Below are 14,536 nucleotides of genomic sequence, written 5' to 3'. Positions count from 1 at the left end.
CGCCGCGACGCGCGCGGCCCCGTGCCCGTACGCGTCGGCCTTGACGACCGCGATCACCTCGACCCCGGTGAGGCGGCGCAGGTGACGGACGTTGTCGGCGATCGCCGACGTGTCGATCACGGCTTCGCGCGGCATCCCGTCCGGCAGGCGGCTCACGAGCCGCTCCCCTCGGCGATCACCTGGGCGATCGCGGCGCCGGCGTCGTGCGACATCGACAGGTGCATGGTGTGGATGCCGCGGGCTGCCACGACCTCCGCCGTCGAGCCGCTCAGCACGAACCGCGGCGCTCCGGCCGCGTCGCGGGTGACGTCGATCTCGTTCCAGTGCACCCCGTCGGAACCGCCGAGCGCCTTGATCAGCGCCTCCTTCGCGGCGTACCGCGCGGCCAGCGACCGCAGCGGCATCCGCCGCTCGGACGGCGTGAACAGCCGCTCCAGCAGCCGCGGCGTGCGGCCGACACTGCGCTCGAAGCGCTCCATGTCGACGAGGTCGACGCCGATTCCGATGATCATCCGTCCAGGGTATCCGGGCGAGATGGAGGGTCCTGCAGTCCGCCCGGGCAGCATCCCTCCGCGAGCCCTCACCGGAATACGCGAACCCTCACCGGAATACGCGTTGGTCGCGTAATTCGGTGAGGGTTCGCGTAATTGGGACAGGGTTCGCGGGCACGCCGGCAACGGGGGGCCGCTGGGGCCGGGGACGCTGGGGCCGGGGGCCGCTGAGGCCGGGGCCGCGGGGGCGGGGACGCTGGGGCCGGCGTCACTCCACGGTGACGGACTTCGCCAGGTTGCGGGGCTGGTCGACGTCGAGGCCCTTGGCTGTGGCGAGGCCCATCGCGAAGATGTGCAGCGGCACGACCGCGAGCAGCGGCTCGAAGAGGGGTCCGGCGAGCGGAATGCGCAGCACCTCGTCGGCGAAGGGCAGCACGGCGGCATCCCCCTCTTCGGCGATGACGATGACGCGGGCGCCGCGGGCGCGGATCTCCTGGATGTTGGAGACCACCTTGTCGTGCAGCATCGACGACTCGCGCGGCGACGGCACCAGCACGAACACCGGCTGGCCGGGCTCGATGAGCGCGATCGGCCCGTGCTTGAGCTCGCCGGCGGCGAAGCCCTCGGCGTGGATGTAGGAGATCTCCTTGAGCTTGAGCGCGCCCTCGAGAGCGATCGGGAAGCCCACGTGCCGCCCGAGGAACAGCACCGAGTGGGTGTCCGCCATCCAGCGGGCGAGCTGGGTGGTGTGCTCCTGCTCGGTGTCCAGGATGCGCTTGATCTTGGCGGGGATCGCCTCGAGCTCGCGCACGTGCTCGGCGGCCTCGACCGCGCTCAGCGTTCCGCGCACGCGACCGACGTGCAAGGCGAGCAGGTACAGCGCGGTGATCTGGGCGACGAACGCCTTGGTGGAGGCCACCGCGACCTCCGGGCCCGCGTGCGTGTAGACGATGGCGTCCGACTCGCGCGGGATGGTGGCGCCCTGCGTGTTGCAGATCGACAGGGTCTTCGCGCCGCGCTCGCTCGCGTACTTGACCGCCATCAGGGTGTCCATGGTCTCGCCGGACTGGCTGATCGAGACGACCAGGGTGCGCTCGTCGAGCACCGGGTCGCGGTAGCGGAACTCGTGCGCGAGCTCGACGTGCACGGGGAGGCGCGTCCACTGCTCGAGCGCGTACGCGCCCACCTGACCGGCGTACGCGGCCGTGCCGCACGCGATGATCACGATGCGATCGATGCCGGTGAACAGCTCGTCGAGGTCCCCGAGCTCGGGGATCACGACCGCGCCCTCGTGCACGCGTCCGCGCAGGGTGTTGGCGACGGCCTCGGGCTCCTCGGAGACCTCCTTGGCCATGAACGACGACCAGCCGCCCTTCTCGGCGGCGGCGGCATCCCAGGTCACCTCGAAGGGGGATGCCTCGACCGGCGCGCCCTCGAAGTCCGTGACGGTGACCGCGTCGGGCGTGATCGCGACGATCTGGTCCTGCCCGATCGCGAGGGCGCTGCGGGTGTGCTCGACGAACGCGGCGACGTCGGAGCCGAGGAAGTTCTCCCCCTCGCCGAGGCCGATCACGAGCGGCGAGTTGCGGCGCGCGCCGACGACGAGGCCGGGGTGGTCCTGGTGCATGGCGAGCAGCGTGAACGCGCCCTCGAGTCGGCCGACGGTGTCGCGGAAGGCCGCCTGCAGGTCCTCGCCGTTCTCGTGGTAGGCGCGGCCGAGCAGCACCGCGGCGACCTCGGTGTCGGTCTCGCTGAGGAACGTGTAGCCCTCCGAGAGCAGGCCGGCGCGCAGGTCGGCGAAGTTCTCGATGATGCCGTTGTGGATGACGGCGAGCCGGCCGTCATCGGCGATGTGCGGGTGGGCGTTCACGTCGGTGGGGCCGCCGTGGGTGGCCCAGCGGGTGTGGCCGATGCCGGTGGAGCCGTCGGGCAGCGGCGTGCGGGAGAGGTCCTCGCGCAGCACGGCGAGCTTGCCGGCGCGCTTGCGGCTGTCGAGCGCCCCGTTCTCGTCGATGACCGCGATGCCCGCGGAGTCGTAGCCGCGGTACTCGAGACGGGCCAGGCCCGAGATCAGGATGTCCTGGCTCGGCCGGGGGCCGACGTATCCGACGATTCCACACATGCGTTCCATCGTAGGGAATCGAACCTGACCGGATGGCGCATGCCGGCGGGGCCGGCGCGGCCGCGAGGACCGCGTGAGCGGATCGTGAGGATTTCGTTTAGAAGTTTCACGAATTTCTGAATTCGGAGTAGTCTGGCGCCCATGACCACAGTCATCCGCACGAGCGGACTCACCAAGCACTACGGCCGTGTGCACGCCCTCGACGGGCTGGACCTCAGCGTCGACGCAGGGCAGGTGCACGGCTTCCTCGGCCCGAACGGGGCCGGGAAGACCACGACGATCCGCATCCTCCTCGGCCTCGCCCGCAAGACCGATGGCACCGTCGACGTGCTCGGACAGGAGCCGTGGCACCACGCCGCCGCCCTGCACCGGCGCATCGCCTACGTGCCGGGCGACGTCAGCGTGTGGCCGAACCTGTCCGGAGGCGAGACGATCGACTTCCTCGCCCGGCTGCGCGGGGTGCACACGAAGGATGCCGCCTACCGCACCGAGCGCGAGCGGCTCATGGGCGCGTTCCAGTTCGACCCGCGCAAGAAGGGCCGCGCCTACTCCAAGGGCAACCGGCAGAAGGTCGCGCTGATCGCCGCGCTGTCCGTCCCCGCCGACCTCTACATCCTCGACGAGCCGACGAGCGGCCTCGACCCGCTGATGGAGGTGGTGTTCCGCGACGAGATCGACCGCCTCCGCGCCTCCGGCGCCACCGTGCTGCTCTCCAGCCACATCCTGTCCGAGGTGGAGCTGCTGTGCGACCGGGTGTCGATCATCCGCGCCGGCCGCATCGTGGAATCCGGTACGCTCGCGGAACTTCGTCACCTCACCCGCACCGAGGTGTCGTTCGAAGGGGCCGACGAATCCGCCTTCGCCGGCATCCCCCAGGCGCACGACGGATCGGTGGCGGAGGGCCGCGCCCGCTTCACGGTGGACAGCGATGCCGTCCCGGCCGTGCTCCCGGTGCTCGCCGAGCGCAACGTCGCCGGCCTTCGCATCGAGCCGCCCTCGCTCGAGGAGCTGTTCCTGCGCCACTACGGCGACGACCTCGCGGCGCTGCGCGCCGCGGAGGAGGAGGGCGACACGCGCGCGTCGCGCCGTGCTGCGGAGAAGGTGTCGAAATGATGACCCTGCTGCGCCAGCGCCTGCGCCGTGACTGGGTGCAGCTGCTGCTGTGGATCCTCGGCACCGTGCTGCTCGCCTACTCCGGCTTCGCGGGCGTGACTCAGTCGTACGGCACGCACTCCGACCGCGTGACGGTGCTCGCGGCGGTGATGGCGAACCCCGTGATCATGATGTTCCGCGGGCTCCCGTCGGGAGCATCCGAGGGCCAGTTCATGGCCTTCGAGATCCTGCCCTGGCTCACGATGCTCGCCGCTCTCATGAGCACGTTCCTCGCGGTGCGCCACACGCGCGGCGACGAGGAGGCGGGACGGGCGGAGCTGGTGGCATCCACCCCGGCCGCCCGCACCCTGCCGACGGTCGCGACCCTGATCCACGGCGTCGCGGCGAACGTCGTGCTCGGCGTCCTCGTGGCGCTGGTGCTCGTCGGCGCGAAGCTGGATGCCGCCGGCTCGTGGGTGGCCGGGGCGGTCTCGGCGACGACGGGCATCGCGTTCCTCGGCATCGGCCTGCTGGCGGCGCAGCTCATGCGCACCTCGCGCGGGGCCAACGCGCTCACGATCTGGGTCCTGGTGGGCACGTTCCTGCTCAACGGCATCGGCAACGCGGCGGGCACGCCGAGCACCGACCTCACCCGGATCACCAGCTCGTGGCTGGTGTGGCTCTCGCCGTTCGGCTGGGCGGAGCAGGCGCGGCCCTACGACACGAACCTCTGGGGACCCGCCGTCGTCGGCCTGGCGTTCGGCGTGGTGCTCGCGATCGTCGCGACCGCCCTGCAGTCGGTGCGCGACCTCGGCGAGGGCTTCATCCCCGCACGGCGCGGCCGTGTGCACGCACGGCCCGGGCTGGCGTCGTCCCAGGCACTCGTCTGGCGGCTCTCGTACGGCTCGATCATCGGCTGGGCGATCGGCGGAGCACTCACCGGCATCCTCGCCACGACCCTCAGCGGACTGCTCAACCAGGTCTCCTCGGGCAACAGCGCGGTCACCGACATCCTGCAGAAGCTCGGCGGCGGGTCCAGCCTGAACAACGTCGTCATCACGGTGTTCTTCACGATGCTCGGCATCCTGGGCGCCTGCGCCGCCGTGCAGACGATGAGCCGCGCGCGCCAGGAGGAGGCGCACGGCACGGCCGAGCTGCTGCTCGCGACCACGGTCGGCCGCGTGAAGTGGCTGAGCGGGTACCTCGTGGTCGCGGTGTGCGCGATCGTCATCATCGCCGGGGCGGCGATGGCCACCGGCTACCTCGGCGCCGCCTCGAACAAGGGCACGGCCGAGGTCTTCCGCAACATCACCGTGACGGGCCTCAGCGAGATGGTCGCGGCGGCGGTCTTCGCCGTCGTCACCGCGCTGATCTTCGTGCTCATCCCCCGCGCGACGATCGCCCTGGGCTGGACCCTGCTGCTGCTGGCGACGCTGTTCGGGATGTTCGGCCCGCTGTTCGGGCTGCCGGAGTGGACGACCCACCTGTCCCCGTTCGGCGTGACGCCGGTTCTGAAGGGCGACGGCGTCGACGTGCGCGGCCTGTGGTGGCTCGTCGGCATCGTGATCGTGGGCTGGGCGGCATCCCTCGGCCTGATGCGTCGCCGCCAGCTGGCCTCGGACGGATAGTCTGGACGTCTGGGGAGACCATGGAACATCGGGGAATCGACGCGGCCGAGCAGGCGGCGGCGATGATGACGGCGGCGGGCATGCCGCGGATGCCCGCGCGCGCCCTGATGGCGCTGATCGCCGCCCCCGCCGGCGGCTACACCGCGGCGGAACTCGCCGACCGGCTCGGGGTGAGCGCCGGCGCCGTGTCGGGCGCGGTGCGCTACCTGCAGGACGCGCACTTCATCCGGCGCCTCCCCACCCCGGGCCACCGCCGGGACCGCTACGACCTCGTCGTGGACGCGTTCCATTCGGTGATCATGGGCAACATCCCGGTGTACGTCCAGATGGCCGACTACGTCGACAAGATCGGCTCCGAGGCGACAGACGATGCGGTGGCCGCGGATCGGGCCGCCACCATGTCCGGATTCCTGCGCTTCATGGCCACGCGGATGCCGGAGCTCGTCGCCGAGTGGGAGGACATCCGGGCGGCGGAGTGACCCGCGGGAGCGTCGGCCCGGTGCGGCGATCCGCCGCTCAGCCCATCGCGCCTTCGACCATGCCGAGCTCGGCCGAGAGCGCATCGAGGATGGGGCGCTGACCGGCGACGAGACGCTCGCGGGCAGCGGCGACCGGGGTCCACTCCGCCCGGTCCACCTCCGGGAAGCGCTGCATCCGGCCCGACCGCGGCGGCCACTCCAGCTCGAACTCGCCGAACGCGAAGCCGGATGCCGGGAACCCCGGCGCCGCGGCCGCGTAGACCACCAGGCGCTTGGACGAGGACACCCGGAAGACGCCGAATTCGGCGTCCGGCACCTCCGGCGCGTCCACGCCGAGCTCCTCCCGGAACTCGCGCAGGGCGGCTTGCCGCGGCGCCTCGCCGGGATCGAGCGTGCCCTTGGGGATCGACCAGGCGCCGGCATCCTTGCGGGACCAGAACGGACCGCCCATGTGGGCGATCAGCACCTCGAGTTCGGGCGCCGTGCGGTACAGCAGGATGCCGGCGCTCGTGACGACCATGTCGGATCAGACCATGTCGGATCAGGCCGGGTCGGACACGGTCTCAGCGGCCAGGGTCTCGGCGGCCAGGGTCTGGGCGGCCAGGGTCTCGGCGGCCAGGGACTCCAGAGCCGGGTCGGCCAGCTCCTGCTCGGTCGCGGCCTGCTCGAACTGGGAGTTGTACAGGCGGAAGTAGGCCCCCTCGGCTGCGATGAGCTCGTCGTGCGTGCCCTGCTCGACGATGTCGCCGTGCTCCATCACGAGGATGAGGTCGGCGTCGCGGATCGTCGACAGCCGGTGCGCGATGACGAAGGACGTGCGCCCGTGCCGCAGCGCCGCCATGGCGTGCTGCAGCAGCAGCTCGGTGCGGGTGTCCACCGAGGAGGTGGCCTCGTCGAGGATCAGCACCGACGGCTGCGCCACGAACGCACGGGCGATCGTGATCAGCTGCTTCTCGCCGGCGGAGATGTTCGAGGCGTCCTCGTCGAGCTCCGTGTCGTAGCCGTCGGGCAGCGAGTGCACGAACCGGTCGACGTAGGTGGCCTTCGCGGCATCCAGCACCTCGGCGTCGGTGGCGCTCGCCCGGCCGTATCGGATGTTCTCGCGGATCGTGCCCGCGAACAGCCACGGATCCTGCAGCACCATGCCGGTCTTGGCCCGCATGTCGTGGCGGGTGAGGTCGGCGATGTCCTGGCCGTTGAGCAGGATGCGGCCGCCGTTCAGCTCGTAGAACCGCATCAGCAGGTTCACCAGCGTCGTCTTGCCGGCGCCGGTCGGGCCGACGATCGCGACCGTCTGGCCGGGCTCCACCCGGAACGACAGGTCGGTGATGAGCGGGTGCTCGGGCGCGTACGAGAACGACACGTGGTCGAACTCGATGGTGCCGTCGCCCTCGGCCGGGGCCGGGGCATCCGCGGCATCCGGCTCCTGCTCGTCGGCGTCGAGCAGTTCGAACACGCGCTCGGCCGACGCGGTGCCGGACTGCACGACGGCGGCCATGCCGCCGAGCTCGGACAGCGGCTGCGTGAACTGCTGCGAGTACTGGATGAACGCCTGCACGTCGCCGAGGCGCAGGTTGCCGCCGGCGACCATCAGGGCTCCCAGCACGGCGATGCCGACGTAGGTGAGGTTCCCGATGAACGTCATCGCGGGCATCATGATGTTCGACAGGAACTGGGCCTTGAAGGACGCCTCGTAGAGCTCCTCGTTCTCAGCCCGGAACGCGTCGTGCGCCCGCCGCTGCTGGCCGAAGACCTTCACCAGCGCGTGACCGGAGAAGGACTCCTCCACGCGGGCGTTGAGACGGCCGACCTTGCGCCATTGGATGCCGAACGCCTTCTGCGACTTCGGCCCGATGACGCCGAAGAGCACCGCCATGAGCGGGAACGACACCAGCACCACGAGCGAGAGCTGCCACGAGATCGACAGCATCATGACGAGCACGCCGACCACGGTGAGGATGCTGGTGACCGCCTGCGACAGCGACTGCTGCATCATCTGCGTGATGTTGTCGATGTCGTTGGTCACGCGCGAGATCAGCTCGCCGCGCTGCACCCGGTCGAAGTACGACAGGGGCAGGCGGTTGATCTTCGCCTCGACCTGGTCGCGCAGGCGCCACATCGTGCGCACCATGACCACGTTGATGACGTAACCCTGCAGCCACATGAGCAGCGCCGACGCGAAGTACAGCGCCAGCACGATGACGAGCACGCGCGACAGGGCGGTGAAGTCCACGCCGGCGCCGGGACGGAAGTCCTGCATCGCGGCGATCATGTTCGCGAAGTCGTCCTGGCCCCGGGCGCGCAGCCCCGCGACGGCCTGCGCCTGCGTGACCCCGGACGGGATGCTCTTGGTCATCACGCCTTCGAACAGGATGTTGGTGGCCTGCCCGAGCACCTTCGGCGAGATCACCGACAGCACGACCCCGGCGGCGCCGAGGATCGACACGAACACGAACGCGAACGCGTTGGGCTTGAGCAGGCCGATGAGCCGCCGGAACGACGGGCCGAAGTGGTCGGCCTTGCCCGGCGCGACGCCGCCCGTCCAGTCGTCGGCCGAGATGCGGGCCTGCTCGGCGAGGGCGAGCTCCTCCTTCTCGGCCTCGCTCAGCTCGGCCTTCGGAGCCTCTTTCACCTTCTTGGCGCTCATCGGGTCACCTCCGCACCCAGCTGCGACTGCACGATCTCCCGGTAGGTCTGGTTGGTCTCGAGCAGCTCTTCATGCGTGCCGATGCCGACCATGCGGCCGTCGTCGAGCACGATGATGCGATCCGCATCCGTGATCGTCGACACGCGCTGCGCGACGACGATCTTCGTGACCTGCGGCAGCTCCCGCCACAGCGCCTGCCGCAGCCGCGCGTCGGTGGTGAGGTCGAGGGCGGAGAACGAGTCGTCGAACACCAGGATGCGCGGCCGGTGCACGATGGCCCGGGCGATGGCGAGCCGCTGCCGCTGGCCGCCGGACACGTTGGTGCCGCCCTGCGCGATCGGGGCATCCAGCCCGCCGTCCATCTGCGCCACGAAGTCGCTGCCCTGCGCGATCGACAGCGCCTGCCACAGCTCTTCGTCGGTGGCGTCCTCCCGTCCGAACCGCAGGTTCGATCCGACGGTTCCGGTGAACAGGAACGGACGCTGCGGCACGAGGCCGATGGTCGCCCAGAGCGAGTCGAGCCGGGCGTCGCGCACATCGGTGCCGTTGACGAGCACCGCGCCTTCGGTGACGTCGAACAGGCGCGGCAGCAGCGACACCAGGGTCGTCTTGCCGGCGCCGGTGGATCCCACGATCGCGACCGTCTCACCCGGCTCGGCACGGAAGCTGACACCCGACAGCACCGGCTCGGCGGCGCCCGGGTAGGTGAAGGTGGCATCCCGCACCTCGATGGCGCCGGGCTGCGGGAAGTCGGACACCGGGTTCGCGGACTGCGCGAGCGAGCTCTGCGCGCCGAGCACCTCGCCGATTCGCTCGGCGGACACCGCGGCGCGCGGGATCATCATCGTCATGAAGCTGGCCATCATGACGCCCATCAGGATGATCATGACGTACTGCATGAAGGCGAACAGGGTGCCGATCTGCACGTCGCCGCTGTCGACCTCGAGGCCGCCGAACCAGATGACCCCGACCACCGTGACGTTCAGGATCAGCATGACCGCGGGGAACAGCAGCACGAACAGCGACCCGACTTTGCGCCCGACGACCATGATCTCGGTGTTCGCGTCGCGGAAGCGCTGCTCCTCGATGGGCTCGCGCACGAATGCGCGGACGACGCGGATGCCGGTGAGCTGTTCGCGCATGACGCGGTTCACGCCGTCGAGCTTCAGCTGGTAGCTGCGGAACAGCGGCACCATCCGGCCGATGACGAGCACCGCCACGATGAGCAGGGCGGGGACGGCGACGGCGATGATCCACGCCAGGCTGAGGCTCTGCTGCAGCGCCAGCACGATGCCGCCGATCGCGAGCAGCGGGGCGTTCACGAGGAACGTCGCCGACATCATCGCGAGCATCTGCACCTGCTGCACGTCGTTCGTGTTGCGGGTGATGAGCGAGCCCGGACCGAACGTGGTCACCTCGCGCTCGGAGAAGCCCGAGACGCGTTCGAACACGTCGTCGCGGATGTCGCGGCCGATGCGCATGGCCACGCGCGCGGCGAAGAAGGTCGCGATCACGGATGCCACGATCTGGCCGAGCGAGATCGCCAGCATGAGCGATCCGGTGCGCCAGATGTAGCCGACATCGCCCTTGGCGAGGCCGTCGTCGATGATCTTCGCGTTCAGGTTGGGCAGGTAGAGGGATGCCAGAGCGGACGCGAACTGGAACACCAGCACGGCGGCGATCAGCCAGCCGTACGGCTTCATGTAGCGCCAGAGCAGCTTTCCGAGCACGGTTTCTCCCGGAGGTTCAGTAGGGGTGAAACCGACAGCGTAACACGATATATCGCGTCGTGCCAGAGCTCACCCCGCCGGATGCTTCCGGCCGCTCCACATCATGCACCAGGCCTCCGACATCGGGGTTTCGGGAACATGAATTCCGGACGGGATCGGCCCTTCGTCGCCGTGGAGCCGCACCACCGCACTCAACGACCGGCGGACTCCACGTGCGCGACGAGCTCGCGGACGAAGGTCTCGGGCTCGTCGAGGTGCGGGGCGTGGCCGGCGTCGGGAAGGGACACCTCCCGGTACCGCCCGCCGGCGGCGGCGTACCGCTCGAGCACCGCGCGGGTCTGCGCGATCATGGGCTGCGGCGGTGCGACGTCCTCACCCGGCCAGCCGGGGATCACCCCGAGCTTGCCCAGCTGGTTGAGGTCGAAGAACGAGGCATCCGACACGATCGCGTCCAGCTCGCCGTGCATCCAGAGGATCGGCGGCTTGACGGCGAGGTCGACGATGCCCGACGCGTCGAAGTGCTGCGGGGCCATCGTGTTCAGCACACCGCGGGCGCCGGCGGCGAAGCCGGGCCAGTTCGGCGAGGCCACCGAGTCGCCCGGGTAGTTGTCGACGCCGGTCGCCGTCGTGAGCATCGACGCCACCCAGACGTCTTCGCGATCGATCTCGAGCTCCGGTTTGGCGACGTAGGCGGTGCGGTAGACGGCACGGGGCGACGTCGGCCCTTCCGCGGACATGTCGCCGGCCTCGAGGCGGGCGACGAGGTCGGGGTTCGCTCCCCCGCCGCCGGTGCCCGCCCCGTCGGCGTCGTTGCGGATGCCGTCCGCCCCGTGCGTGCCGCCGAACCCGTACGGCGAGACGGGTGACTCGAGCGTGAGCGAGAGCACCCGCTCGGGCGCGTCGAGGGCGACCTGCATGACGACGCCGCCGCCCATGCTCCAGCCGACGAGGTGGACCGCCGGGATGTCGAGCGCGTCGAGCACGGCTCGCACGTCGTCGGCGAAGTCGCGCAGTCCACGCGTGGCATCCACCGGCTTCGTCTCGCTGTCGCCGAAGCCGCGCAGATCGACGGCGAGCGCCCGCATCCCGGGCGGCAGCGCCAGCATGGTCGGCTGATGGAAGAGGGCCGACGACACGTTGCCGTGCACGAACAGCACCGTTGCGGCAGGGCTGCCCGGATCGGCGGCCGGGCGCTCCAGCACGTTCGCGGTGTACCGGGGCGTCTCGACGCGGAAGGCGGTGATGCCGTCGAAGAGGGTGCGGGTCATGTCGGCTCCTTCGCTGTGCGGCCCGTCGACAGGCTCGGGACGCGGGGTGGGATCAGGCCGGGGAGGCTCAGGGTGCCTCGACGGCCGCCGCCACGGCCGAGGAGCCGCGGTCGGCGAACAGGATCGTGTAGTGGTTGACGTCGTCGACCTCGATCACCTCGAGCTGCGGCACGAGCGACCGGGAGCTCTCGAGGGCACCCGGCGCGTACAGCGGGTCGCCGTCGGTGAGCCCGCGCGGGGCGCGCAGCACCGTCACCGGCATCCGCAGCGCCTGCAGGGCGTCGACGTACCAGTCCGGGCCGTACAGTTCGGCGCCGTCCTCGAGCATGGCTGCGGCGACGGCCGCGGCGCGCAGGTGCGGCGCCTCGCCGTCCAGGTCGTATCGCGCGTACGCTTCGACGGCAGGCGACCAGTCCCGGACGAACGCCGGATGCACGCGCCAGTAGGCGAGGTACTCGTCCGCGTCGGCGAACTCCATCGCGAGCCGCTCCGCGGCCGGGCCGAGCAGCGCAGCCGTGTCGACCTGCGCGGCATCCGTGACGCCGGCCGGCAGCGGGAGCGGGAACCCGCCGTCGACGAGCACGAGCCGGTCGACGAGATCGGGCCGGGAGGCCGCGAGCAGCACCGTGACGAACGCCCCCATCGAGTGCCCGATCACGGTGCGCGCCCCACCGCCGTCGCGGTCGAGCAATGCGGCGAGATCGGCGGCGTGGCGGCGCAGTCCATACGGTCCGGGCAGGCGGTTGCTGCGACCGCGACCGCGCAGGTCCGGCGCGACGAGCCGACGGCCGGGCAGGTGCGCGGCGACGGCGCCGAACGACATCCCGTTCGCGGTGATGCCGTGCACGGCGAGCACCGCGGGTCGCGGCCCGACGGGCCCGAAGGTCGTCACGGCGAGACCGCCGGCATCCGTCCCCGCGTGGACGGTCATCGGGCGCTCCACCCGCCGTCCATGACGTGCGAGGTGCCGGTCACCGCGGATGCCGCCGGACCGCACAGCCACAGGGCGAGGTCGGCGACCTCCTCGGGCTCGAGCAGACGCTTGATCGCCGACTCGGTGAGCATCACCTTCTCGACCACATCGGACTCCGGGATGCCGTGCACCCGGGCCTGGTCGGCGATCTGCTTCTCCACCAGCGGCGTGCGCACGTAGCCCGGGTTGATGCAATTGCTCGTCACCCCGTGCGGCGCCCCTTCGAGCGCGGTGACCTTGGACAGACCCTCGAGGGCGTGCTTGGCGGTGACGTACGCGACCTTGTACGCGCTCGCGCGGATGCCGTGCACCGAGCTGATGTTCACGATCCGCCCCCACCCGCGCGCGTACATGCCCGGCAGCACGGCACGGGTCAGCAGGAACGGCGCGGTGACCATCAGGTCGAGCATGCGGCGGAAGACCGCCGGGTCGAATTCGACGATCGGCGCGACAGTCTGGATGCCGGCGTTGTTGACCAGGATGTCGGCGTCGAACGAGCGCTCGGCCAGCGCATCGAGGTCGGCCAGATCCACGACGAGCGCCTCCCCGCCGAGCTCGCCCGCGACGCGCGCAGCGCCGGGGGCATCCCGGTCCGCGACGATCACGTGCGCGCCTGCGCTCGCCAGGGCCCGCGCGCAGGCCGCTCCGATCCCGCTCGCCGCTCCCGTCACCAGCGCCGTGCGCCCGTGCAGGTCCGTGCCCGTCGTCGGCGTCATGAACGGCACACTAGTCCAGGCGCCCGACGTCGGTCACGGCCGACGCGAAACAGGTGCGCGCCGACGAGACGGGGTCGGGGCATCCCTGTCTCGTCGGCGCGACTCGGTCTCGGCCGGTCAGGCGCCGCCGCGGGCGATGTCGGCGCGGTCCTGCCAGCTGCGCGCGGTCACGCGGTCGAGCGCGACCTGACGACGCAGGCCGTCCGCCTGCTCGTACAGGGACGGGTCGCCGTACGACGTCAGCACCTTCACGATGACGGGGAGCAGCTCGATCATGAAGAAGAGAGCCGCGATCAGCCAGTGCGCCCACAGCAGCGTCGGCTCCTTCGCGGAGAGCCGGTCCAGACCCGAGATCTGGCTGAGCAGGCCGGTCGCCGCCGAGTTGCCGCCCGCGACGGATGCCGCCCGTGCGTTGTAGGCGGCCAGCGCCGTGTCGTAGGTCTGCTGGGCGGCCGGAAGCTGGTCCTTCGCCTCCTTCTTGTTGGAGGCGGCGGAGGCGGCGACGGCGGAGGTCCCCGCGGCGTTCGCCTGCGCGAGCACGCCGTTGGCGGCGCTGAGCTTGCCGGCGAGGGCGTCGTACGAACTCTGCGCCACGGCGAGCTGCTGCTTGGCGGCCTGGGCGCTCGCGCCGTCCCCGGTCACGCCGGTGCAGCCCGGGACGGTGCCCTTGCCCTTGCCGGTCAGCTCGCACTGGTACAGCGCGCGGGCCTGGTCGATGACCTTCTGCTGGGCGGCGAGCTTGGTGTTCAGCCCGTCGACGGTGCTCTGCGCGGCGGCGGATGCTGCCGAGGTCGTCGACGTGCCCGCGACGATGCCGGTCTGCGCCTGGCTCTGCAGGGCGTTGAGATGCTTCGACGCGGCATCCAGCGCCTGCTTCTCGGGCCCGTCCGTGACGCCCTTCTGGTCGGCCTGGGCGTTGACGATGTTGGTGGAGGTGACCTCGCGGGCGATGTCGTTGTGGAACACCTGCAGCACGAGCGGCTCCGCCACGACGATGCCGATGAGCGCGGCCATGATCACGCGGGGGATCGCCAGGCCGATGAGCCGCCACACGTTGCGCGTGGAGCGCATCGTCGAGGTCAGGAACCGGTCGAGGTTGAAGATGATGAGCGCCCAGACGATCGCGAGCGGGGCGGCGATCCAGGCGAGGATGCCGACACCCGTGATGAGCGCGAAGAACATCGACAGCGCCGACACGAGAGCCGTGCCGGCGAGCACGAAGAACATCTGCACGAATCGCGGCGTCTCGGTGGGAACCTGGTCGAGCACGCTGCCGTCGGCGCCGCCGAGGATCGCGAGTCGCCGCCAGCCCTCGCCGCGGCGGCGGGGCTTCATGACGCGGCGGGAGCGCTCGGCGGGCGGCCCGTCGACGGGCTCAGGACGCGCGGCC

13 protein-coding genes are annotated in these 14,536 nt (G+C 70.9%); 3 read left to right on the top strand and 10 right to left on the bottom strand.

Annotated elements, in window-relative coordinates:
- The 3 genes from VJR25_RS16490 to glmS all read right to left on the bottom strand — a co-directional run.
- Positions 1-135: alanine racemase (locus VJR25_RS16490; RefSeq protein WP_324117004.1), on the bottom strand; the 135-nt coding region annotated here is incomplete at its 3' end.
- Between the two features lie 17 nt (positions 136-152).
- Complete coding sequence (locus VJR25_RS16485) at positions 153-512, bottom strand: holo-ACP synthase (protein ID WP_324117000.1); 360 nt, start codon at positions 510-512, stop codon at positions 153-155.
- A 247-nt stretch (positions 513-759) separates the two neighbouring features.
- Positions 760-2,613, bottom strand: a complete 1,854-nt coding sequence (glmS, locus tag VJR25_RS16480) for a glutamine--fructose-6-phosphate transaminase (isomerizing) (RefSeq protein WP_324117002.1) — start codon at positions 2,611-2,613, stop codon at positions 760-762.
- A gap of 141 nt (positions 2,614-2,754) precedes the next feature.
- Here glmS and VJR25_RS16475 point away from each other — a divergent pair, with 141 nt between their 5' ends.
- The 3 genes from VJR25_RS16475 to VJR25_RS16465 are packed head-to-tail and all read left to right on the top strand — an operon-like array spanning position 2,755 to position 5,812.
- On the top strand, positions 2,755-3,726 hold the full coding sequence (locus VJR25_RS16475; RefSeq protein WP_324116998.1) for an ABC transporter ATP-binding protein: 972 nt from the start codon (positions 2,755-2,757) through the stop codon (positions 3,724-3,726).
- Positions 3,723-5,333 carry a polyketide antibiotic transporter gene (locus VJR25_RS16470; protein WP_324116996.1) on the top strand — a complete coding sequence of 537 codons (1,611 nt, stop codon included), beginning with the start codon at positions 3,723-3,725 and terminating at the stop codon, positions 5,331-5,333. Before VJR25_RS16475 ends, VJR25_RS16470 begins: the two co-directional genes overlap by 4 nt.
- A 20-nt stretch (positions 5,334-5,353) precedes the next feature.
- Positions 5,354-5,812: a helix-turn-helix domain-containing protein gene (locus tag VJR25_RS16465; protein WP_324116994.1), complete on the top strand. Its 459-nt coding sequence runs from the start codon at positions 5,354-5,356 to the stop codon at positions 5,810-5,812.
- Between the two features lie 37 nt (positions 5,813-5,849).
- Here the strand turns inward: VJR25_RS16465 and VJR25_RS16460 are convergent, their stop codons facing one another.
- The 7 genes from VJR25_RS16460 to VJR25_RS16430 form a co-directional block, all read right to left on the bottom strand.
- Positions 5,850-6,332 (bottom strand): NUDIX domain-containing protein, encoded by a 483-nt coding sequence (locus VJR25_RS16460; protein ID WP_324116992.1) that lies wholly within the window; start codon positions 6,330-6,332, stop codon positions 5,850-5,852.
- Positions 6,333-6,353: 21 nt separating this feature from the next.
- Complete coding sequence (locus tag VJR25_RS16455; protein ID WP_324116990.1) at positions 6,354-8,459, bottom strand: ABC transporter ATP-binding protein; 2,106 nt, start codon at positions 8,457-8,459, stop codon at positions 6,354-6,356.
- Positions 8,456-10,189, bottom strand: a complete 1,734-nt coding sequence (locus tag VJR25_RS16450) for an ABC transporter ATP-binding protein (RefSeq protein ID WP_324116988.1) — start codon at positions 10,187-10,189, stop codon at positions 8,456-8,458. Before VJR25_RS16450 ends, VJR25_RS16455 begins: the two co-directional genes overlap by 4 nt.
- A gap of 191 nt (positions 10,190-10,380) precedes the next feature.
- The gene (locus VJR25_RS16445; RefSeq protein ID WP_324116986.1) at positions 10,381-11,457 is read right to left on the bottom strand and encodes an alpha/beta fold hydrolase; all 1,077 of its coding nucleotides are present in this window, start codon (positions 11,455-11,457) and stop codon (positions 10,381-10,383) included.
- Positions 11,458-11,524: 67 nt separating this feature from the next.
- Complete coding sequence (locus VJR25_RS16440; protein WP_324116984.1) at positions 11,525-12,388, bottom strand: alpha/beta fold hydrolase; 864 nt, start codon at positions 12,386-12,388, stop codon at positions 11,525-11,527.
- Positions 12,385-13,146, bottom strand: coding sequence for a 3-hydroxybutyrate dehydrogenase (locus VJR25_RS16435; RefSeq protein WP_324116982.1), 762 nt, complete (start codon positions 13,144-13,146; stop codon positions 12,385-12,387). Before VJR25_RS16435 ends, VJR25_RS16440 begins: the two co-directional genes overlap by 4 nt.
- 117 nt (positions 13,147-13,263) lie before the next feature.
- Positions 13,264-14,536 (bottom strand): DUF4407 domain-containing protein (locus VJR25_RS16430; RefSeq protein ID WP_324116980.1); only part of this gene is annotated, 1,273 nt, incomplete at its 5' end.

It is taken from the genome of Microbacterium sp., from assembly GCF_035277845.1.
Lineage (GTDB): Bacteria > Actinomycetota > Actinomycetes > Actinomycetales > Microbacteriaceae > Microbacterium.
The sequence above is the reverse complement of the archived record's forward strand: the minus strand, read 5'-3'. Positions and strand labels throughout refer to the sequence as shown.